At 63.0% G+C, this 21,312-nt stretch carries 21 protein-coding genes; 13 read left to right on the forward strand and 8 right to left on the reverse strand.

What is annotated here, in order from left to right; genetic code table 11:
- Positions 1 to 44: 44 nt before the first annotated feature.
- Positions 45 to 584, forward strand: a complete 540-nt coding sequence (locus tag ACU8HS_RS18290; RefSeq protein WP_447014859.1) for a Pycsar system effector family protein — start codon at positions 45 to 47, stop codon at positions 582 to 584.
- Between the two features lie 27 nt (positions 585 to 611).
- Here the strand turns inward: ACU8HS_RS18290 and ACU8HS_RS18295 are convergent, their stop codons facing one another.
- Together ACU8HS_RS18295 and ACU8HS_RS18300 are read right to left on the reverse strand one after the other, a co-directional pair.
- Positions 612 to 1,454: an SDR family NAD(P)-dependent oxidoreductase gene (locus ACU8HS_RS18295; protein WP_112757826.1), complete on the reverse strand. Its 843-nt coding sequence runs from the start codon at positions 1,452 to 1,454 to the stop codon at positions 612 to 614.
- A 171-nt stretch (positions 1,455 to 1,625) separates the two neighbouring features.
- Positions 1,626 to 2,129: a GNAT family N-acetyltransferase gene (locus ACU8HS_RS18300; RefSeq protein WP_447014860.1), complete on the reverse strand. Its 504-nt coding sequence runs from the start codon at positions 2,127 to 2,129 to the stop codon at positions 1,626 to 1,628.
- Between the two features lie 181 nt (positions 2,130 to 2,310).
- On the opposite strand from ACU8HS_RS18300, the gene ACU8HS_RS18305 reads away from it, so the two are divergent.
- Positions 2,311 to 2,541: a hypothetical protein gene (locus ACU8HS_RS18305; protein ID WP_112571533.1), complete on the forward strand. Its 231-nt coding sequence runs from the start codon at positions 2,311 to 2,313 to the stop codon at positions 2,539 to 2,541.
- A gap of 55 nt (positions 2,542 to 2,596) precedes the next feature.
- On the opposite strand, the gene dusA is transcribed toward ACU8HS_RS18305, so the two are convergent.
- A complete protein-coding gene (dusA, locus tag ACU8HS_RS18310; protein WP_112571535.1) occupies positions 2,597 to 3,634 on the reverse strand; it encodes a tRNA dihydrouridine(20/20a) synthase DusA in 1,038 nt (345 codons plus the stop codon).
- A 259-nt stretch (positions 3,635 to 3,893) separates the two neighbouring features.
- Between dusA and ACU8HS_RS18315 the strand changes: the two genes are divergently transcribed.
- The 4 genes from ACU8HS_RS18315 to ACU8HS_RS18330 all read left to right on the forward strand — a co-directional run bounded on the left by ACU8HS_RS18315 (position 3,894) and on the right by ACU8HS_RS18330 (position 7,133).
- Positions 3,894 to 4,097, forward strand: a complete 204-nt coding sequence (locus tag ACU8HS_RS18315; protein WP_112571537.1) for a hypothetical protein — start codon at positions 3,894 to 3,896, stop codon at positions 4,095 to 4,097.
- A gap of 324 nt (positions 4,098 to 4,421) precedes the next feature.
- Complete coding sequence (locus tag ACU8HS_RS18320) at positions 4,422 to 4,616, forward strand: hypothetical protein (protein WP_112706271.1); 195 nt, start codon at positions 4,422 to 4,424, stop codon at positions 4,614 to 4,616.
- 268 nt (positions 4,617 to 4,884) lie between these two features.
- Positions 4,885 to 6,276, forward strand: a complete 1,392-nt coding sequence (locus ACU8HS_RS18325) for a hypothetical protein (RefSeq protein WP_447014861.1) — start codon at positions 4,885 to 4,887, stop codon at positions 6,274 to 6,276.
- A gap of 224 nt (positions 6,277 to 6,500) precedes the next feature.
- The gene (locus ACU8HS_RS18330) at positions 6,501 to 7,133 is read left to right on the forward strand and encodes a hypothetical protein (protein WP_162758031.1); all 633 of its coding nucleotides are present in this window, start codon (positions 6,501 to 6,503) and stop codon (positions 7,131 to 7,133) included.
- Positions 7,134 to 7,309: 176 nt separating this feature from the next.
- On the opposite strand, the gene ACU8HS_RS18335 is transcribed toward ACU8HS_RS18330, so the two are convergent.
- The 5 genes from ACU8HS_RS18335 to ACU8HS_RS18355 all read right to left on the reverse strand — a co-directional run bounded on the left by ACU8HS_RS18335 (position 7,310) and on the right by ACU8HS_RS18355 (position 11,689).
- The gene (locus ACU8HS_RS18335; protein WP_447014862.1) at positions 7,310 to 8,107 is read right to left on the reverse strand and encodes a glycoside hydrolase family 108 protein; all 798 of its coding nucleotides are present in this window, start codon (positions 8,105 to 8,107) and stop codon (positions 7,310 to 7,312) included.
- Positions 8,108 to 8,188: 81 nt separating this feature from the next.
- On the reverse strand, positions 8,189 to 10,702 hold the full coding sequence (locus ACU8HS_RS18340) for a CHC2 zinc finger domain-containing protein (protein ID WP_447014863.1): 2,514 nt from the start codon (positions 10,700 to 10,702) through the stop codon (positions 8,189 to 8,191).
- Between the two features lie 87 nt (positions 10,703 to 10,789).
- Positions 10,790 to 11,191 (reverse strand): helix-turn-helix domain-containing protein, encoded by a 402-nt coding sequence (locus ACU8HS_RS18345; RefSeq protein ID WP_113413677.1) that lies wholly within the window; start codon positions 11,189 to 11,191, stop codon positions 10,790 to 10,792.
- Positions 11,192 to 11,256: 65 nt separating this feature from the next.
- Positions 11,257 to 11,469 (reverse strand): hypothetical protein, encoded by a 213-nt coding sequence (locus ACU8HS_RS18350; protein WP_112566713.1) that lies wholly within the window; start codon positions 11,467 to 11,469, stop codon positions 11,257 to 11,259.
- Positions 11,462 to 11,689 (reverse strand): hypothetical protein, encoded by a 228-nt coding sequence (locus ACU8HS_RS18355; RefSeq protein WP_112566710.1) that lies wholly within the window; start codon positions 11,687 to 11,689, stop codon positions 11,462 to 11,464. The genes ACU8HS_RS18350 and ACU8HS_RS18355 overlap by 8 nt, the downstream gene beginning before the upstream one ends.
- A gap of 280 nt (positions 11,690 to 11,969) precedes the next feature.
- On the opposite strand from ACU8HS_RS18355, the gene ACU8HS_RS18360 reads away from it, so the two are divergent.
- The 7 genes from ACU8HS_RS18360 (at position 11,970) to ACU8HS_RS18390 (ending at position 21,307) form a co-directional block, all read left to right on the forward strand.
- The gene (locus ACU8HS_RS18360) at positions 11,970 to 12,602 is read left to right on the forward strand and encodes a helix-turn-helix domain-containing protein (protein ID WP_447014864.1); all 633 of its coding nucleotides are present in this window, start codon (positions 11,970 to 11,972) and stop codon (positions 12,600 to 12,602) included.
- A gap of 120 nt (positions 12,603 to 12,722) precedes the next feature.
- Positions 12,723 to 16,358: a DEAD/DEAH box helicase gene (locus ACU8HS_RS18365; protein WP_447014865.1), complete on the forward strand. Its 3,636-nt coding sequence runs from the start codon at positions 12,723 to 12,725 to the stop codon at positions 16,356 to 16,358.
- A 323-nt stretch (positions 16,359 to 16,681) separates the two neighbouring features.
- Positions 16,682 to 18,073 carry an HWE histidine kinase domain-containing protein gene (locus ACU8HS_RS18370; protein ID WP_447014866.1) on the forward strand — a complete coding sequence of 464 codons (1,392 nt, stop codon included), beginning with the start codon at positions 16,682 to 16,684 and terminating at the stop codon, positions 18,071 to 18,073.
- An 82-nt stretch (positions 18,074 to 18,155) separates the two neighbouring features.
- Positions 18,156 to 18,881, forward strand: coding sequence for an SOS response-associated peptidase (locus ACU8HS_RS18375; protein WP_112566698.1), 726 nt, complete (start codon positions 18,156 to 18,158; stop codon positions 18,879 to 18,881).
- Between the two features lie 185 nt (positions 18,882 to 19,066).
- Positions 19,067 to 19,306: a hypothetical protein gene (locus tag ACU8HS_RS18380; protein WP_377314102.1), complete on the forward strand. Its 240-nt coding sequence runs from the start codon at positions 19,067 to 19,069 to the stop codon at positions 19,304 to 19,306.
- 220 nt (positions 19,307 to 19,526) lie between these two features.
- The gene (locus tag ACU8HS_RS18385; protein WP_447014867.1) at positions 19,527 to 20,435 is read left to right on the forward strand and encodes a macro domain-containing protein; all 909 of its coding nucleotides are present in this window, start codon (positions 19,527 to 19,529) and stop codon (positions 20,433 to 20,435) included.
- Positions 20,426 to 21,307 (forward strand): DarT ssDNA thymidine ADP-ribosyltransferase family protein, encoded by an 882-nt coding sequence (locus ACU8HS_RS18390; RefSeq protein WP_447014868.1) that lies wholly within the window; start codon positions 20,426 to 20,428, stop codon positions 21,305 to 21,307. The genes ACU8HS_RS18385 and ACU8HS_RS18390 overlap by 10 nt, the downstream gene beginning before the upstream one ends.
- Positions 21,308 to 21,312: the final 5 nt, after the last annotated feature.

Below are 21,312 nucleotides of genomic sequence, written 5' to 3' on the forward strand. Positions count from 1 at the left end.
AAGTGTAATATTGGGGAAACACTATTTCAGCAGGGGGTATTTTAGTGAGTGAATTCGAAAGTTATGCGGAACTGCCTTCCGCTTCTCCATCGAGCGAGGACATTGGCGCGGAGTATTTCGACCATATCAAGAAAATCAACGACGTATTCTACGACCAGATCAAGATATCGGACCAGAAGGCCGCCTATATCTTTACCTTCATGCTCGCCTTTCTTGTCAGCTCCAGCGAGGTGAGGGCGGTCTTCACCTTCACGCGCTACGCGCAGGGCACGCCGCAGGCCATTCTCTTTTCCGGGCTGCTGGCGGCAGCCTCGGTGTTTTCGATTCTTTCGGCCATTCTCGTTGTGCTGCCGCGCCGGCTCGACCGGTCCACATCCATGTTCTGGGGCGCGTGGCCGAAGCATCGCGAGACGTTTTTCGAGGCGGCCGTTCGCCGCGACGAGCGCTATCTCTTCGACCAATATGTGGAGAATGCCGATATTCTCTCGCTTATCGCGCGCAGCAAATACCGCTTCGTGACGATCGCCTTTCGCGGGCTGATGGTGACGGTCGTGGCTTATGTGCTGCTGCTCGTGGCGGCGTGAGGGGGCGGGACGCTGCCGCATGTGCGGTCAGCCCTTGGCGAAATCCGCCGCGGTGAGGGGAACGGGCCGGTAGCCGTTGACATCGGCAATGTCATACTGGCGGGCGAGTTCGGCTGCGACCAGGACCTGCCCGGATTTCGACATCAGCGCCGGATCGCGCCAGAGGCCGGCGATGACGTGGCCGATGAAGCGGGGCGATTCGGAATTGGAGAGGTCGAAATAGCCGGCATTCTGCATGACGGCTTCGGTGCGCACGAGGCCGGGATAGAGCGCGACGGCGGCGACATCGTGCGGGCGCAGGTCATGGGCGAAATCGGCGGCCATCTTGTCGGCGGCGGCCTTGGCCATGCCGTAGATCGCGTTGCCGTCGTAAAATTGCGCCGCCCAGAAGGAAATGTTGACGATCAGGCCGCGCCTTGCCGAAACCATTACCGGCGCCAGGGCGCGCGAGGTCAGGAAGGCCGCGCGCAGCGCCGTGCCCATCATGGCCTCCCAGCGCCAGACGGGCTGCTCCCAGAAGGGGCGGGGCCAGGTGAAATCGCCGTCCTCGACCATGTTTTCATAGCCGGGCCAGGCGTTGTTGACCAGGATGTCCAGCCTGTTGCCGGCCCTGACCGCTTCGGCGACGCGCGCGGTCTCGGCATCGTCGCTGTGGTCGCAGGGGTGGACGACAAGCCGGCCGGGCAGTGCTGCGGCCTCCTGCTCCAGCCCCTCCAGCGAGCCCCGGCTGGCGCCTTCCAGCCCGGCCTGCGCTTCCGAACGCGTCCTGCCGGTCACATGCACCGTGGCGCCCTCGGCAAGCAGGGCGAGCGCAATGCCGCGGCCGACACCGCGGCTTGCGCCTGTCACCAAAGCGACGACATCTTTCATGCTGGTTGCCTCCCCCCATAAAGGCCGCCCTGAGGCGCGGCCGGCGAGCCTGGCTTCAGGCCGCGGCAGGGAAAGTAGAGCGCCGCCTCCCGGTTGTGAAGGGCTGCGGGCGTTCGTCGTGGCGACGATCGGGCGGGCGAACCGCCATTGCCGCTCTCCCGGCCCGCTTCGTCAGAGGGCGAGAGCCATGGCGACGCGCCTTTCCGGGTCGAGGCCCTTGTCCGCCTCGGACGTGAGGATCGCCTGCAGGCGCGGGGCGCATTCCTGCCTTTCGAGGAGGCGGAAGCCGAGCGACGCATAGAAAGGCGCGTTGAAGGGGGCGAAACGATCCGTCGTCAGCGTCGCCTCGGCGAGCTTCCTGCGGCGGCCCTCGTCCAGCAGCGTCAGCATGAGGCGCCGGCCGAGGCCCTTTTTCTGCCAGCGCGGATGCACGTCCATCTCGCCGATATGGAGCGCGCCGTCTTCGACGCAGGCGCCGGCATAACCGACGGGGACGCCGGCCGCATCGCAGGCGGCGTAGAGGAGCGCGTGGTCGAGATAGCGTTGCAGCTCTTCATCCGTGCTGGCCGCCGGATCGCCGCTGACGGCGCCGGCGGCGCGCAGCGTTTCGAAGGAGGCGAGCTCTATGGCGCGCAGCGCGGCGAAATCGTTCCGGGTGGCGTGTCTGATCGGCATGTCTTGTCCAGTCTGATGTGGCGCATCGCCCCGGCGAAGGCAGCTTCCCTCCTCCCTTTCCGCAGCCCGGCCTTTCATTGCGAGGCAATCGCCCTAATTACAGCCTCATCGGTCCCGAAACACAACGGTGGAGGCCGCTTGGGAGATCATACGTGCTCTTGCCGCAACGGGAGGAACCACGATGTCCCTCATCAACCTGCTTTCGTTACAAGACGACGAAATCGATATCGCCACGACCGCCGTGCGCGACTGGTGTTCCACGCACAAGACCTCGATCGACAGCTTGCATGGACGCGCCGCCATGACGGAGGTCGTGCGCCTGATCATGGCCGGGGAACGGCAGCCCGCGCTTCTGGCCGATGCGCTCGCCCGCCACATGAGGCTGGAGCAATTCAAGCACCCCGGCGACTGAGCGCCGGCAGCCGGTCCGACATGCTGCTGGATTTGGCCGCGCAGGCAAGGATCGCTCAGGCGCTGACGGCCTGCGCGGCGCCGGAGAAATCGACGGCGGCGAAGGCTGCGGCGATCACGTCCGGGCCGGCATTCGGCTTTGCGGCGTCGGTGGAGAGGATCTGGCGGTAGCGGCGCGCGCCCGGCAGGCCGGTGAAGAGGCCGACCATGTGGCGGGCAATGTGCTGCAGGCGGCCGCCGGCGGCGATATGGCCGGCGGCATAGGCCATCATGCGGTCGCGCAGCCCGTTCCAGTCCGGCTCGGAGGCCGGGGCGCCGTAGAAGCGGTGATCGACCTCGGCCAGGATCGCCGCATTCTGATAGGCGGCGCGGCCGAGCATGACGCCATCGACATGGGCGAGGTGGGCCTCTGCCTCGTTCAGCGTCTGCACGCCGCCGTTGATGCCGATGAAGACATCGGGGAAGCGCGCCTTCATGCGGTAGACGATCTCGTAATCGAGCGGCGGGATCTCGCGGTTTTCCTTGGGGCTGAGGCCCTTCAGCCAGGCCTTGCGGGCGTGGATCCAGAGCGCGTCGGCGCCGGCATCGAGCACGCGGGTCATCAGCGCGGGCAGGGCCGTTTCCGGGTCCTGCTCGTCGACGCCGATGCGGCATTTGACGGTGACGGGAACGGTGGCGACCTTCTTCATGGCGGCCACGCAGTCCGCCACCGTGTCCGGCGTCAGCATCAGGCAGGCGCCGAAGGTGCCCGACTGGACGCGATCGGAGGGGCAGCCGACATTGAGGTTGATCTCGTCGTAACCGTAGGGTTGCGCAATGCGCACGGCCTCGGCAAGCTTGGCCGGATCGGAACCGCCGAGCTGCAGGGCGACGGGGTGTTCCTCGCCGTTAAAGGAGAGCAGGCGCTGGCGCGGGCCGTGGATGATGGCGTCGGCGACGACCATTTCCGTATAGAGCACGGCGTTGCGGCTGATCTGGCGGTGGAAATAGCGGCAATGGGTATCGGTCCAGTCGATCATCGGCGCGACCGCAAAGACCGGCGCCTTGAAATAGCGCTGGTCTGCCTCTGTCGCTGCCGTCTTTGCCGTGGTCATGATCTCAAATCTTCTTTCGTCCGGTCCCGTCGTCTCATGTCGTGGCCGAGGCCCGATCCTGCAAGGCCCGATCCTGCAAGGCCCGGCGGGACGAGGGCTTATACATGAGGCCCGGCGAGAAAGCGAGACGGGCGCGTGCGGGCGGCGGCTCCTGCCTGCCGGGGCGATCTCGCGCCCTTGACCGGCGGGCGGTTTTGCCCGATGGCAGCGGCGGACGATCCCGGCATTTTCCGGCCGGGCGCGAAGGAGTATCCGCTTCATGGCCGAGGACGGCGCAGGCATCAAGGCGTTGCTGGCAATGCCCCGGCGCGACAACAGCGCCTATCTGGAAACGCTGCGGCTGGTGAAGGATGCCTTCGCCGAAGCCGAGGCGGAATTCGACGGCAAGGTGATCGCCACGACGGACAGCGCCCGCGACGAGGCCGGCAATATCGTTATCATGACGGTGATCCGGCCGGCATAGAAGAAACGGCCGCCCGGACGATGCCGGAACCGAACCAAAATCCTCCTGCCGCGTTTCTGCCGCAAACAGGAGGATTTCGATGGACAAGCTGCTTCTGATCGCCACGCTGTGCGGCCTCATGTCTTTCGCCATGATCTGGCTGCAGACGAAAGAATAGTTTTATCGCGCCAGAGACTTGGCGCTTCCTCACTTCGCCGGCGGCAGCGCTCTTTTCGCGCCGGATCTCCCCACGTGCATTGCCCTGAAACGACCGCTCTTGACTTCGCCGAAAATGAGAACAAAATAAGAACAAATAAACGTTCTCATGTTCTGATGGAGAGTTCGATGGCAGCCAGCCCGAGTTATTCAGGAGCAGCAGACAAGGCCATGGCCTTTGCCGCGCAGCTGCGCGCAGACCGCGAGCGCCACGAGGCGCGCCGGCGGGAAGAACAGCGCCGTATCGAGGCGATGCGGCCGATCAACAAACATGTGCTGAAGGTGTTCGGCGGGCAGCAACTGGCGCTGAAGCTGGATAGCTGACGGGCCGACAGGGTCCCGGCAACTGCCGGGCGGGCGCAACCGGTTTGCCGCCCGGCACATGAGGGGCGGGGCGCGCGTTCCTCCGGTTTTTTTTTACCGTCTATCCTGACGGTCGTGGACAGCCTGAAAGTTCACACCTAGAGCAATTCCAGCAAAAGTGGGAACCGGTTTGCGTCCGGAATTGCGGGGAAAACAATAAGCTAGAGCATTGAAGGCGACTCCGTTTTCGCCGGAAATGCTCTAGAAGAATTGCAATCGTTCGGGGTGTATGCGTGAGAAAAAGCGTTTGGATTGCGACTGCTGTCGCGGTTGCCATATATTGGGGGTAGGTTTCGTGAAAAGATTATTGTCGCTGCTGGCTGCCGTCTCGTTTCTCGCATCCGGCGCAATCGCGCAGGATGCCGAGGAAGATACTCTGGATACGGTCATCCGGTTGACCGGACTGATGGACCCTTATCTGCAGGCCATCTATCAGGATCACAGGGATGTCGCACTGTACGTCCATGCGCAATCGTCGCGTCAGAAATCGCCCGAACAGAGGAAAACCATTGCGGCGGTCATCGCCACCTATGGCACTCCCGCCCTCACGCGCGCGGGCGACAGCGCCGTCATCGCCGTCATGAACGAGACGGCCGCGCTTGCCGAGATCGTGGCCGACAAATATCCCGAGGGTTGCGAGTATTTTTTCACCGGCAATATGCCTGATTGGTATTCCATTGTCGAAGTCCGCAACGGTCGCATGGATGACCGGCGTGCGAAAGCCAATGCCTATCACGACGGGAAATTGCGCAGCCCGGTGCCCTTGATGTCCGACGACGCCGCATACGCCCTCATGACGCAATATCTGGGGATAACGCCGGAGGACGTGCGAAAGGCGCTAGCAGCGCCCAATGGCGTGAGCGACGAAGACATGTGCTCGATCGCAAAGAAACTCTATAACGTCGGCGCTGTGCCGACGAATCTGCAGGGCGATTGGGGCAGGACATTGCTCTCGCTCGGTCCTGTTCCGGAGAGGCAAAGGCCTGCCGCGGCTGCGAAGGCCGCATCGGGCGCGGCCGCCCAGCAAGCGCAGGCCGACGGCTTCGAACAGGAGATGCGGATTCTCGCCGGCATCAATCCCTTTGTTCATGCGATCTTCATGGATCACGAGGATGAAGCGCGGCAGTTGTTTGCCTCAAGAGATCAGGTCGATCCGCGCCAACAGACGGCTGCGATCGTGGCGAAATACGGCAATGCCGCCTTGGCGCGGGCAAGCGATGCCGCGGCGATCGACGTCCAGATGAAGATGGCTGCGCTCGTCGAGGCTGTTGCGCGCTACTATCCGCAGGGCTGCAAGGATCTTGTCGCTATGCAGTCGCCGAAGGCACAGGCCATTCCGCAGGTCAAGGAGCGCGTGTGGCAATATCTGGAAAGCAAGCGCCTGGCCTATGAGGACGGGAAGGCGCGCGCGCCTCAGACCGTCAGGCTGGCCGCCGAGGACATCGTGCAGATCGCCACGCAGCGTCTGGGTGTGACCCAGGAGGAGATGCGCAAGGTTTCGAACCCCGCCCAGCTTAGCGATGAAGAGGCCTGCTCGATAACGATGAAGCTGAACAGGATCGATCTCATACCGGAGGCGCAGCGCGGCATGTGGGCGAGAGCCGCCATGGGGGGCAGTTGAGGCGGCCCGGGTTTTACGGGTTGTCTGCGCAGGCGGGCGCTGCAGGCTGTCAACGCGGCCGCGTGCCGGTCCTGCCGGCCGGATGCGGGCGTTCCACCGAAAGCCGAGAGGTTTTTACGGTCCCGTTCGGGTTGTCGTACTGCAAACGGGTGATGCGCGCCGCATAGGGATCGATAAGGATTTCCCCGCAATCGAAGATTGAGGGGGAGTTTATGCAGACATACGTGAATTCTATTGGGAAGACCGGACTGGCGGCCTGTGCCGCCATGCTGGTTTTTGTCGCCGGGGCTGCTGCGCAGGAGGGCAAGGAGGAGGTCGACATAGAGATCGACAAGATGTCGATCCCGATCCACACCAAGGATCCGGCGAGCGGAACGTGGCGAATTCCGACCATCCTGACATCGGGCACATGCAACGGAAACGGCACCAACGTTATCGTGCCGCAAAGCGCAAAGCCCGTGAACATCGTGATGTGCCGCATCACGAAGTCTCCGGGCGGAGAGACCCGGGAGTTCCTCGACCGGACCATTCCGGGCGGCGACGGCTTCTTCACCGTTGGCTGCTCGCGCGACGGGGCCAATATTTACGGCTACGAGGTTCACTGGTGGGATACGGATACCAACTATTTCCCGAAGATTACCGAGGGATCGACGGCCCTGACCTGGTCCTCGCACGTTCTGGAAAACGGCAACCAGTTCAAGGCGGTGATGGTCGAGGTCGCAAAGCCCAACGGGCAGATGGAGACCATCAGGATCGATCCGAAGGATGCCGAGCCGGTGCCGAAAAGCTGGTCGATCATGAAGGCCTGGTACAGCTACCCTTACGAGCCGACCATGTGCAATGACGGCAGGGGATGAGGCAAGACCTGCTCCCGCCTGAAGGGAGCAGGCATATTGCCGGAATGCGCGCAGCTTGCGCAGGATCGGCCGCTTTGGCGGAGCCTTGGCGGAAGGGCGCGAAACGAAGGCAGCCGCGACAGGCGAAGGCGCCCGGCTGCGACAGGACCGGATATCCGGTCGGTATTATCGCGCTTTCATTGTTGCGCGGAAACGATCCGGTACGCCTCGGCCCGCTGCTTCTGGCGCAGCGCCTTGACCGCCAGAATAACGGCCAGGGCAAGCCCGGCCAGCATCAGCCCGCCCAGCACCACCAGATTGGGCTGCGCCGGCAGAACCGCGCCCGTTCCCGCGCCGCCCGAGGCCGAGACCGCAATCGCCGCGCCGGCCTTGCGCAGCGTGCCGGCCGTCTTTTCCGCCTTGCCGGCCTCGTCCGCCAGCGCGGCCTTCACATCCGTTCCCGGCCGGGTGCGCAGCGCCATTGCCACGGCCTTGGCCTCGACCTTCGCCACGCGCGCCGACCAGCCCTTGCCGTAGGTCTTCCAGATCGCGAGGCTGCGCATGAAGCTCAGGCGTTTTGCACAAAGGGCCTTGATTTCCCCGACGCCGGCGGTTGCCGCCTTCGCGCGGGTGGCCGGGCCGAATTTGCCGTCGGCCGGGGTGCCGATCACGGTCTGGGCGTCGCGCAGCGCCCGGACGGGGCCGGAATTGACGGCGTAGTCGAAGACGGCGAGGTCGAAGCCCGAGGGCAGGGTGTCGCCGCCGGTTTCGTCCCAGTATCTGGCCTTGTAGATGGGCCTGACGTCGTCAAGCGTCAGGTTGGCGATGTCGAGTGCGGGGAAGGCGGCGGCGGAGATGCCGTATTTCGTGCCTTTCAGCGTGCCCTTGCCGACCTTGCCGCCGGTCCAGTTGCCGGGGTCGGTGCGCTCCAGCGAGAGGCCGCCTTCGGAGGCGAGCGTGATTGCGAGGCATTCGGGGAAATTGGCGCTGGTCATGCCGCGGTCCTTTGTCGATGGCGTGGCGGCCAGTTTTCGGCGGCAAAGGTTGCGGCCGTGGCATGGCGGGCCTGGGGGCAATCAGAACACGTCGGCATAGGTCGCGCCGGCAGCCGTGCTGTCCTTCAGCACCACGCCCTGGGCCACCATGCCCTCGGAAAAGCGCACCAGATGCACGTTGGGCATGGATTTCAGGCGCTGGGAGAAGGTGTTGACGGGCGGCAGGAAGCTTTCGCGGTAGCCCTGGTCGATCGCCCAGCGGCGGAAATCCTCGAAGAGTTTTGCGGTGCGCAGCCAGCCGCCGGCCGGCCTTTCCGGGGCGGGCTCGACGCGGATATCGAACCATTCGTTGACCGGGTCGAGCAGCAGCCAGGCGTTCAGCGCCTCCCTGGAGCTTTCGGGAATGGTGTAGCCGCCGTTGCGCTTCAGCCGCTGGGCGCCGGAAACGGCAAGGCCGAGCAGCAGTTCCAGCTCTTCTCTGGCAATGCGCTCGGCAATATCGGGGATGACCTCGTTTTCGGGAATGCTGCGGTTGAACTGGACGACGACGAGGCGGCGGCGCAGGCCCCGGTCTATGCCACCGTTGAAGCGCGGCAGGGTGTTGGTGGTGAAGCAGTGCAGCGCCCGCGGAACGAAGCTTTCGACATCCTTGTAGAGGCTGCGGCCCTCGATCGGGTTGCCGGTCACGGCCGCCTTGAACTCCTCTCCGGCAATGGCGCCGGCGCTCAGCTCGTCGGCGACGTTTGCCGCCTTGCCGGCGAGATTGATGATGCGCTTCTCGTCGCTGAAGAAGGCCGGCGCGATGGAGGAGACGGCGCCTTCCGGCAGCAGCGCGCGAAAGAGCGCGGCGATGGTGGATTTGCCGTTGCTGGCGCTTTCGCCGAGCAGGATGAAGGCCTTCGGCTGGCGCAGGCGCGTGGCAAGGCCGAAGGCGGCCGCGCCCAGCATTTCGGCCACGAGGTTGATCTTGTCCCTGGCGTCGGGATCGTCCTGGAAGGCGCCGTAGAGCAGCTTGCGCAGCAGCGAGCCCTCGGGCGGGCGGCTTTCGGTGTGCAGGTTGTATTCGGCCGATATGGTGAAGCGGAAGCGGTCGGCCGGGTCGTGCGGGCGGCAGATCACCCGGCCGAACTCGTCAAGCGTGATGGTGCAGTTCAGCGCGTTGACGCCGATGGCGGGATTGCTGAAGAAGCCGGCATCGGCAACACGCGTGCCGAGTTCGTTGACGATGCCGTCGATCATGTGGCGGCCGAGCTTCAGCGGCTTTTCCTTGGGGCCGATGCCGATCGCATCGAAGGCATGCACGGCAAGGCGGATCTTCTGCTCGGGAATGGGCCGCCAGGCGGAGGGGCCATAGGCCCAGAACTTGCCGTCGGCGCGCACGATCCGCCCGCCGCAGGCTTTCTCCAGATGTTCGTTGAAGATGCGCGCCAGCCAGACTTCGGAGCCGAAGGGCTGGTTCGGAAACCATTCCGGCATGAGGTCGATGCCGTCGGCGCCTGCCGGCGGCGCGTCCGGCGCGGGCGTTTCCTTCTGCGGCGGGGCCGGCGGCGGCGCGGCCGGGGCGGGGCCGTGGTCGCGCATGGTGGCGCGCATGAAGGCATCGAGCTGCGGGCGGGTCCAGCCGCAATCGACCGCATCGGCGCTGTCCCAGCCGCGGCGGGGCCGGCGGCCGGCCTGCCAGTCGGCATGGGTGAATTGCGCGAGATCGGAGGCGGCGCCCGCTTCCGCAAGGCCCGTCAGCCGCACATTAGCGCCGAGCGAGGCCAGGATGGCGGCGATCTCTTGCGCCGCCGAAAGGCCGGGCGGATCGAAATCCGGCCAGATCACCACGTCGCGGCCGGAGAGCGGCGACCAGTCCGTGTGCTTGACGCCCTGCGTGCCGCCGGCCCAGGAAAGCACCGTGCGGCGGCTTCTGGCCGCCAGCCGGTCGCGGCATTTTTCGCCCTCGACGACGATGACCTGCTGCGTCCTGCCGAGCGTTTCCAGCCCGTAGAGCGGGCGCGGCTTGGGAAAGGGGTAGCGGCACCAGGTCTCCTTGCCGTCGGGCAGCCGGGCATACATGACCATCGGCGTTTCCTTGGACCCGCCGGAGAGATCGTGGCGCAGCACATAGCCGGTCAGGGCGCCGTCGGCCTGCCGGTAGGGAAAGACCATGGAGGGCGAAAACGCGCCCCATTCGCTGCGGTCGCCCCGGCGCTTGGGATTGTAGAGGCGGATGCGGGCGCCGGCCTGGATCGGCTCCGGCGGCGGGGCCAGAAGCGTGATGCCCTCGTAGGGATCGCGGGCCTGGGGGGCGCGCGGGGCGATATTCGGCCGGTCGCCGCCGCCGCCGAGAAGGAGGATGGCTTCGGCAAGATCGACGCCCTTGATCTGGCAGACGAAATCCAGGACGTCGCCGCCGGCGCCGCAGCCGAAGCAATGGAAGCGCTCGATGCCGTCCTGCCCGGCGAAGATGGTGAACGAGGGTGTATCCTCGGTATGGAAGGGGCAGAGGGCGACATGTTCATGCCCGCTCTTCTGCAGCCGGCAGCCGAAACGTGCGGCTGTTTCCGGCAGCGACACATCGCGGCGAAGCCGTTCGACGTCTGAAGGCATGTTGCGGCTCTTGCAAGGAATGGTGTCGGGATCGCAGCATGGCCGGCGCGGACGGGGCGGCGGCCATGGGGGTCGCGCCTGCGGCGGCTAGCGCGCGGCGGAATCGGGAAACTTGCCTTCCAGCACCAGCCGGTAGCCGCGGCGGTAGCCGACATTGGCAATGCCGATGCCGGAGCCTTCCAGCTTCTGGCGCAGGTGGCAAAGGGCCACCTTGAAGGCGAGATACATCCTGTCCGGCGAGGGGCCGCCATCGGGATCGTCGATATACATGGCGGTGAAGATGCGCTCGGTGACGACGGGCAGGCCCTTGCCCTTCCAGACGGCGGTGAAGATGCGGCCCTCCATCGGCGTCAGGCCGTAGTGATCGATGACGATTTCGGGCTGGGGCGCGCTCACGGGCTGCTTGCAGCAGGGGCAGAGCAGCGGCTTGCTGACGGCGAGCGGGGCGGGCGCGGCTGCCGCGCCGGGGCGGGAGGTAATGGTCTGCATGTCAATCCTCGCTGGATCTGAAATTGCGGTGACGTTGCGAACTGGTTTGCCGGCGCGGCCGATGCCTATTGGCGGGCCGTCACCATGGCGCGGATGCGGTCTTCGAAAAGGGCAAGGCGGCGCAGCCGGTTGGAAAGCTGCAGGAGGTCGTCCAGGGTTTGGCCGTCGATGACGAGCATCGCCTCGCCGGCGGGCGCCCCGCCATGCATGACGCAGCGCCCGATCAGCGTGTCGAGCAGGTCCGATTGCGCCAGCATGGAGAGCGGCTCCCTACGCATCGTCGGCCTCCGGCAGCATGTCGGCGGGGGCGAGCGCGATGCCGCGGCGCCTTGCGGCCTGCAGCAGCGCCAGCTGGTCGCGGCCATTGATCAGGCCGCGCTCGTCTCTCAGCGCCCGGCAGATCCTGGAGCGGTGGCGCTTGAGCTCGGCCGCCAGCCCGGACGGCGTCAGCGCGAATCTGGCGGCGACTTTCTGCCAGGGCGTTTTGGCCTCAGCCATGCCGATCTTCCCCCGTGTCATGCTCTCTTGTCGTTGGTGTGGAGATTATGTTGTCGAAATCGCAACGTCAATCCAAAATAGGAAAAAATACCTATCTTTTCCCCGTCGCTGCCGGGAGGGGCGTTTTCCGGCGGAAGGGCGGGCTGCGTTGCAACTTCAGGAGATCAACCATGTCAAAGGTTGAGGCGAAAAAGCCCGGTGCGGTTGCTTGCGTCTCGTTGCGTTTTTTGCAACAAATAAGCAACGCCGCATATGCACGGACAGGGGATGGGGAAAGGCGATGGCTGAGATCGACGGCGACTGGTTTCACCGCCAGCTTGACGAGAGGGGGCAATCGCTGCGCGCGCTCGCCCGCCATCTCGGCAAGGATGCCTCCGCCGTTTCCCGCACCTTTTCGGGCCGGCGGCGCATGACGATGGAGGAGGCGGGTGCGATCGCCGCCTTCCTCGGCGTGGCCGTGACCGAGGTCATGCACCATGCGGGGATCGCCGGGCATGGCGGTGCGCCGGGCGAGGGCGCGGGGGCGACGATCCTGCTTTCGGCGACGATCGGCGAGGATGGCGCGCTTGGCGCGCTTTGCGCGCCGCAGCCGCTGCCGCAGCCGGTGCTCGACAGGGCGCGGCTGGCGCTTGCCGGCAGGTGCGAGCGCCCGATCGCCGCCGCCCAGGTGCGCGCTCGCGCCGGCGCGCTCAGCATGTGGGACGATACGGTGCTGCTCTTCGCACCCGCCGAAGGCATCGAGCCCGGCGCGATCGGCGCGCTGTCGATCTGCGGCCTCGCCGACGGCCGCCAGCTGCTTGCCAGGCTCGACCGCGCCCGCAAGACGGGCGAGGCGAGCCTGGTCTTGCCGGACGGCGCGATCAGGGATGTGGTGCTGGCGACGGCGGCGCCGGTGCTGCTGGTGTTGCCGTGAGGGTGGAGGGCGAACTATCGCCTTTGCATGCATCTTCCTGAGAAGATTAGTTTTGTGTTATGGCGTTTTCAACAACCTATGAGGCAATAAGACGATTTCGATTGCTCGCCTGGCATGCGAATGCAATCGGAAGAGAAGGATAGTGGAATGCCGACGGGAGGCCCTCGCCCTTATTTCAACCACCGCATTGATTTGTTGGAGGCCTTGTTTGAAAAGAGCCAATTAGATGCGGCAATCCTTGGCGCTTTGGAACGTGAACTGAAGCAGAGATCAACAGATCGAGCTGCCAAACTGCGTCTACGGGTTGCTGAAGCCCTGAAGACAATTTCTGCGCGGCAGCCGACTTCGGCCATGGCGGGGCATAGTGCTTCGCCAACCATGCCGACAATATCCAGCAATGCCAACCAAAGTGGTGGCGCCGCGCGGGCGCGTTCATCTGGCATTGCAGCAGCGTCGCGCCGGAATGGGCCGTTGTCGGAAAAGATAGAACTGGGCGAACTTCCCTCTGCGCGGCCCCCCAAGAGTACGAATGAGCCGCAGGCGATCCTTGCGGCATGGACGGCTCTTGAAGCGCTTTCGCCTCAAACCTATCGGCGTCCGGAGGACATGGCCGGGGGAGAGCGCAGACGCATCGCAGAACTTAAGATGTCACCGCTTCCTTGGGTGCGAGGTGAACGCTCAAAGCCGAATTATCAGCTCTACTATCAGATCATCCTCGGTGCCATCCCCATGGACAAGGCGACCGAAGAACTGGTCAAGGCGTTTGGTCAGGATGAGGAACTCGGTGCGCGGCTACGAGAAAAGGCTGCGATCGCAGCCATTCTCGTCGACCGCAAAGGTATACTCGTCGAGGAAAATGGCATCGCTGTCTCAAGTTTTGCCTGGGCGCTGCCGCTTGCCCTGAAGCTGAAACTATCGAGCCTTGGCGCCTGGCCCAGCATTGAACACAAGATCGTGGGAAAACTCGACGAGATGGTCCGCCGGCAGGACGACGACGGCGCACCTATCCCTCTCGACCTTGCAACCATCGACCGGACGTATCGCTGGCTGGTGGAACAGTTCGGTTTGTCCGACAACCTTGTTGAGCCGCCGTCTTTTGCGTTGCGTGTCTACCATCATATCAGAGCCAAAAATGCCCCCGAGGCTTCAATTCTGAATTCCTTTTTCCTCGGTGATCTGTCCCGTACTGGTTCTCTTATTAATAGCGGCTCCGCGCCTGATGGCGTGCGGCGCTATCTGGGCATGGAAAGGCCGAATGATGCGCCAGATCTGCTAACCAACAGACAGGCGCTGGAAAGGGCAGTTGCTCCTGCAATGATGCCGGCAGCGCGCTGGCCGAGCCCCGGCGGGCATCCGCTTGTCTTGTTGCAGCAAGCCGCCGTGAACCTCGCCCGAGCGGAGCTCGCCAAGGGGGAGGGCATGATTGCCGTCAACGGCCCTCCCGGCACAGGTAAGACAACGCTTCTTCGCGATATCGTCGCCGCCAATGTGCTTGATCGTGCCCTGGCAATGTCCGCCTTCGATGATCCCGAGGCTGCATTTTCTCCCTCGGGCGAGAAGGTGAAAGCCGGGGATAGCGGCTTCTTCCACCTCTACACTCTTGCTCCGAGCCTCAAGGGCTATGAGATGCTCGTAGCCTCAAGCAACAACAAGGCGGTCGAAAACGTCAGCAGTGAGTTGCCGGCGGCGAAAGCCGTGGGGCGGAGGGTCGAGGAATTGAGCTATTTCCGGTCGATCTCGGATGTCGTTCATGGGCCGCGGATGTTCGACGCCGATGACGACGACGATCGCGCCGATCCAGTCGAGACGTGGGGCCTGATTGCGGCAGTGCTTGGCAATGCGGGGAACCGATTCAATTTCCAGCAGTCGTTCTGGTGGCATAAGGAATACGGCTTCCGTCTCTATCTGAAGGCAGTGAAAGGCGATCCCGTGGTGCGCGAGGTTAAGCACCCCGAGACTGGGGAGGTCATAGAGCGACGCACGCCTGCCGTCATCCTGTCGGAAAAGCCGCCGACGCCGCAGGTTGTCAAAATCAGGTGGCGGAGCGCCAGAGACACTCTGCTGAGGCTGAAGCGCGAAATCGATGTGGAACTGAAGGCGCTGGAAGCTGTTCGCCAGCTCTGCTTGAAATTGACGGTGATGCGGGATGAGCTATTCGGGAAGGAGAGTGCGCTCAAGCAATCTTTCTCCCGCCTTGCCGCTGCCCAAGCAGATAAGTTCAAGCTCGAAACGCATCTGGCAGATATGCAAGCTACCAGGGACCAGTCTGAGCGAAACGTCTTTGATCATCTGACGTTGCGTCCCGGCTTTTTCTCTCGCCTTTTCCACACGCGGCGCTGGAAAGACTGGTCCGATGCACATGCACCCCTGATGCAGGCGGCATTGCAGGCGAGGGGCGCATTTTCGGCGGCCAAACAGGCGTTGGAGAAGGCAAACGCAACCTTCAGTGCGCTGACAGCCGATATTCGCCGGCTGGAAGGCGCGGTCGCTTCACTGCGGCAAAACGTTGACGAGGCATCGCGCAGCGTCGAGCAACACAGGGCGGAGCTTGGTGACCGTGTGGTCGATGCTACTTTCTTCGCTAAGGGACACGAGGCATCGAACCTTGCCGCCCCGTGGCTACCGGATAGCCTGCATCGCAAGCGCGAGGAGCTCTTCATTGCCGCTGTTGCCGTCCATCGCGCATTCATCGATGCAGCGGCGCAGAAGGTGCTCCATAATCTCAGCATTCTCATGGACATTTTTTCGGGCGGGCCGCCTCAGGATGACACGAAGCGCAAACTCCTGGGGGAACTCTGGCCGACCTTGTTCATGGTCGTTCCTGTCCTTTCGACGACCTTCGCATCGGTCGAGCGTATGCTAGGCGATATGCCCGCCGGCAGCATCGGCTGGTTGCTGATAGATGAGGCAGGGCAAGCGCCTCCGCAGGCGGCAATTGGTGCTGTGATGCGCGCGCGCCGCACGGTCGTTGTTGGCGATCCGCTTCAGATTCCGCCCGTTGTCACCCTACCGGAGCGCTTGAACGCGGAGATCTGCAGGTTCTTCAAAATCGACAAGCCACTTTGGGCAGCACCCGAAGCTTCAGTGCAAACGCTTGCCGACCGTGCCTCTGCATTTCAGGGTGTTTTCCGGTCCGATCAGGAGCCCCGCAAGGTCGGCATTCCATTGCTGGTTCATCGCCGTTGCCAAGAGCCGATGTTTGGGATCTCCAATCGAATTGCCTACGACGGGCAGATGGTTCATGCGCCCTCGGCCCGTAATCCCGGTACCGTCGGTGCGGCGATAGGCCCATCGGCCTGGTTCGATATTGACGGCGAAGCAGACTCCAAGTGGTGTCCTGCAGAAGGTGAATTTGTGGTGAGGCTACTGAAACAGATTGCTGAGGCTGGCGCAGCAGATCCGGACCTTTTCATCATTACGCCATTTCGTATCGTCGCTCAGGAATTGAGGCGTCGCCTCGAGCGTGAGACGGCACTGTTTGCTGCGCTGAAGATTGATATCCGAAAGTGGGCCGAAGATCGGATCGGCACCGTACACACGGTTCAGGGGCGGGAGGCTGAGAGTGTGATGCTTGTTCTCGGTGCTCCAAAAGCATCGCAAAATGGTGCCAGAGCTTGGGCTGCAGGCTCGCCGAACATTTTCAACGTCGCGGTTTCGCGCGCTAAGCAGAACCTATATGTGATCGGCTCTTACGGAGCTTGGTCGGGTGTCGGATGTGCGCGCGAGCTTGCCGAAATGGATCGGCGGAGGGTTTAGCCGCTGCCACTTTTTCTCACGATCTCGCTCTTCGGAGTTCCTGTATAGGCGCCAACGATTGCGGTCAGGCGGCAGCAGCAAACGACATCAGCGGATTCGTCTGTATTTCACAGCTATGTAATTTCAGCGCGACCATCGACGTCTGTCTCTGGCGCCGCGATGCGCTTGACCGGCCGCTCATGAACGTTCCGGTCCAAAATTTTCGCAGCTAATCCAGAAAACGCTAATCTGCGTATCAAGCGCCTGATATCATGGCCGGGCGCCGGTTGCGGATCGTCTTCGCGCCGGGGCGGCGGCGGTTTTGCGGGTGCGTGGAAGATTGCATGGATTTCGATACTGAGGGCTCGGGTCGGGCAAGGGCAGGCGGGGACGCCGGCGGTCATTACCGCGTTCTCTTCGATTCCATCGACGAGGGCGCCTGCATCATCGAGCGGCTGCCCTCGGGGCAGGACGGGCGGTGCGACTATCTCTATGTCGCCATGAACCGGGCCATGCAGGCGATGTTTTCCATCGCCGATCTCAGCGGCCGGACGATCCGCGAAGCCTTTCCGGACGTTGGGGAAGACTGGTTCGACATTTGCGACCGGGTGCTGGCGACAGGCGAGTCCGAACGGTTCCAGCGGGAATCGGCGGCGCGGGCCATGATGCTGGAAATGTTCGTCACCCGGCTTTCCGAGGAGCCGCCGCGCCTGCTCGCCGTCATGCAGAACATCACCACGCGCCGGCGCGCGGAAGAGGCGCTGCGGCGCAGCGAGGAGCGGATGCGGGCGCTGATCAACGCCAGTTCCGACGTGATCTTCCGCATGAGCCCGGACTGGCAGGAGATGCGCCGGCTCGACGGGCACGGGCATCCGGCCGACGAGGCGGGGCCGGCGGAGCGCTGGATGGAGGAATATATCTTTCCCGAGGACCGCCAGCAGGTGCGCATGGCGATTGCGCATGCCATCCGCGAGCGGCGGCCGCTGGAGCTGGAACATCGCGTGCGGCGCGGCGACGGCAAGGCGGGCTGGACCTTTACCCGCGCCGTTCCGATCTTCGATGCCGGCGGCACGATCGTCGAATGGTTCGGCATGGCCGCCGACGTGACCGAGCGGGCAAGCGCGCGCGAGCGCCAGAAGCTGCTCAACCACGAACTCGGCCACCGGCTGAAAAACGTTCTCAGCCTCGTGCAATCGATCGCCAACCAGACCTTCCGCCAGACCGGCAACCTTGCGGAAGCCGCCGAAATCTACAATGCCCGCCTCGTCTCGCTCGGCCGCGCCACCGACATATTGACGGAGACCGCCTGGGCGGATGCCGGCCTGCACAGCCTGGTGCAGGCGGGCCTCGTCTCCGTCGGCGATTTCAGCGAGCGCATCCGCATTTCCGGCCCCGATCTCGACCTTGCGCCGCAGCAGGCGCTGATGCTGACGCTGACGCTGCACGAGCTTGCGACCAACAGCCTGAAATACGGGGCGCTGAGCCGGCAGGCCGGCGTCGTGCGGCTCGGCTGGAGCGTGGAGCGCGAGGCCGGCCAGCGGCGGTTCGTGCTGGAATGGAAGGAGCGCGACGGGCCCGAGACCGGCGCGCCGGCGCGCGAAGGTTTCGGATCGCGCATGATCGGCAGGCTGCTGCCGGCGGCGTTTCAGGGCAGGGCGGAGATCAGCTACGGGGCGGAGGGCTTCGAGTTTCGGCTGGAGGCGCCGCTCGGCGAAGGGGTGAAGGTGCGGGAGTGAGCGGCGGCGGAGGCGGCAAATGTCCGCTTCGGCCGTCTCTTCTGGTTCAGGGCCGGATCTTCCGGCAGGAGAGGAAGCGCGCATGTGCGGACGGGTCTTCGTCAAAAGCGATTTTGAAACCTTGCTGCGGAACTTTTCGTTTGCGAGGCGGGCAGACAGCCTCAATCTCGGCAACCAGTTTCCCCGCTACAACGGCGCGCCGTCGCTGGATTATCCCGTCATCGTCAAGGAGGAGGACCGCGCCGGCAAGGTCGGCCCGGTCTTCGTCTCGGCCAGATGGGGCCTGATCCCCGGCTGGGCGAAGCCGCCGTTTCGCCCGATGGTCAACGCCCGCGCCGATACGCTGAGCAGCAAGGCCACCTTCCGCGCCGCCTACCGCTCGCGCCGCTGCCTCGTTCCGATCGACGGCTATTTCGAATGGAAGGGGCTGGACCCGGCGGGCAAGAACAAGCTGCCATACGCCATCGCCATGAAATCGCGCGAGCCTTTCGCGCTTGCCGGCATCTGGGAGATGTGGCGAAACCCCGAAACCGACGAGCGCATCCGCACCTTCGCGATCGTCACCTGCGAGGCCAACGCGATGATGGCGGAAATCCACGACCGCATGCCGGTCATCCTCAACCGCAAGGATTACGACAGGTGGCTCTCCGACGAGCCCGACCCGGCCGATCTGATGGTGCCCTATCCTTCGGAGGAAATGGTGATGTGGCCGGTGCGGCCGGGCAAATCGGGGGTGGGGAGCTACAAGAACAATTCGCCTGACATTCTCGACGAGGTCGATCCGGATGCGGAGCCGAGCTTGATCTAGGGGGGGGCGGGAGTGGATGCTTGCCCGGCGGCGCTTGGGGAATGATTTGCGAAAGAGAAGGCGCGGTGCACATTTGCGGAGGCCTACTCCAGCCTCAATGTCGATCTCGCATCGCAACAAGTGCTATGATGCCGCATGAGTTCGTACGAGCAGCCTGAAATACGGGGCGGAGCCGGCAGGCCGGCGTGGTGCGGCTCGGCTGGAGCGTGGAGCGCGAGGCCGGCCAGCGGCGGTTCGTGTTGGAATGGAAGGAACGCGGCGGGCCTGAGACCGGCGCGCCGGCGCGCGAAGGTTTCGGATCGCGCATGATCGGCAGGCTGCTGCCGGCGGCGTTTCAGGGCAGGGCGGAGATCAGCTACGGGGCGGAGGGCTTCGAGTTTCGGCTGGAGGCGCCGCTCGGCGAAGGGGTGAAGGTGCGGGAGTGAATGGCTGTCGATATGGAGCGACAAGCTTCGTGTGAGCCTGAGCGTTCAGACTGTGCATAAGTTCGCCTAAGCTTATCTGGCGAAATTGAGTGGTCGCCATTCTGAATGAGATGCTAAGATCGGGGCTGGACTCTAAATCTACGGACTGGTAAGGCCGTCGCAAATACCTTATTTGTTCACTCTTTGTTCTGATGAGTGTTCACCGCTATGGAGGTCTTGGATGCTTGTATATCGGCGTACAGACTTGTTTTCGTCACCGGCTCAAACGCTGGTCAATACGGTAAACTGCGTCGGGATCATGGGCAAAGGGATCGCGAAGGAATTCAAGAATCGCGAGCCTGAGATGTTCCGAGCCTACCAGAAGATATGCGACGAAAAGCTCTTGGAGCCCGGCAAATTGTGGCTTTGGCGGGGCAAGGACTATCTCACCCTGAATTTCCCGACAAAGATACATTGGCGAAATCCTTCTCGTATCGAGTGGATAGAGATGGGCCTGCAAAAGTTCGTAGCAACCTATCAGGCGGTCGGTATCAGAGAGATCTCGTTCCCGCGGCTTGGTTGCGGCAATGGCGGACTGGATTGGGCGGATGTCCGACCTCTCATGGAAAAGTATTTGTCCGAGCTTCCGATAGATATCTACATTCACGATTTTACCAAGGATATCGGATTGCCCGAACATCTTGAGCATGTCGCCGAGCAGATCAAATCCGGTAGACACAAGCCGCTATCTTTTGACGCGTTTTGGTTGGATCTCAATCGGGCAGTTGATCTTTCTGAAAACGTGCTGGTCGATATTGTGACGAGAAAGCCGATCCGTGCGCGCATCAAGGAAGACGGCCTCGAACTTGAGATCGACCACAATTCTTGGGTCCTTCAACGCGACGACCTGCGTGCGGTTTGGTTGACGCTACAGAAGGGTCTCCTCACGAAGGATAGGGTTGCCTCTATCGACGCCGAGGGGGGGATGCCGTTGCTGTCGCTGGTAAGTTTGCTCCCACAGGTGCGGCCTATCGAAATACTTCGCGCGGATGGAGATGAGGCCGAACTGGCTGTAGAACTTGCGCCTTCGAGTCGCGGAAGCGCGATAGTGCCGCCTCCATCTGCTCAGACCGAGATGTCATGGCACTAAGCGTCGGTTTCGCTCGCGCTCATATAATGGGCTGGCAGCAAACTTTATCGCTGCAATATTATCGATACAGGAGCAATTGGCCGCGGTATTTGTTTCATCATAGTCCGCTGCAAAATGCGGTGTCGATTTTGCGGTCCGGGCAATTGTGCTCGCGCAACGATCCGACCAACCCACATCCAATCGATGTTGCTGCGGCGGGCGTCATAGACGCTAGTCACGCTGCCCATGATTTTGTCAGGATTTACTTTCGCCCCTGCACACCGACGCAATACCATATCGAGGGGATAAGAAAACCCGGAGAGGGCCGATACGGCGATGCGTCACACGCTCCCGTGCTGGTCATGTTTGTCCTTGATGCAGAAGCTATTCTCACCCGCGCAGGCACGCAATTTAGCGATAGGAATATGCAAATACCCGGGACGGTGTACAACCCAACCGAAGCGCATTTTTCTACTATCCCGTTTGAAAAAGTTTATCACATAGGCGGTATTGGCGGCGATCATTCGATCGTCCAGCATCGATGCGCGGAAGTTCTTGCGGTGTCGCCGTTGCGGCTCGATGAAGCCTTGCAATGGGTATATTGCCGTTCTGAAGCGGAGCGGGAGCTGCTTCTCTTTGAACTACGCGGAGCGCCTGTAAATTGGGCTGACCGGATAAAGGTTTCGGATGACCTCAAGGTTTTTCAGAGAGAGTATACTTTTGTTGAAGAGGTCCGCCTCAGCTCCGACGGGGTGATATTCCAATTGAACCCGAGATTGGATGGCAGGAATGTCTCAATAGATCTTCGTATCACAGCGATGAATGGTAGAGTTGTCGCCTCTCTGGTCAATTCTGACTTCGCTCCCCGGCCCCCAACCGTTCTGCAATGGTGACCTTG

Source organism: Rhizobium sp. KDH_Rht_773_N, from assembly GCF_052946295.1.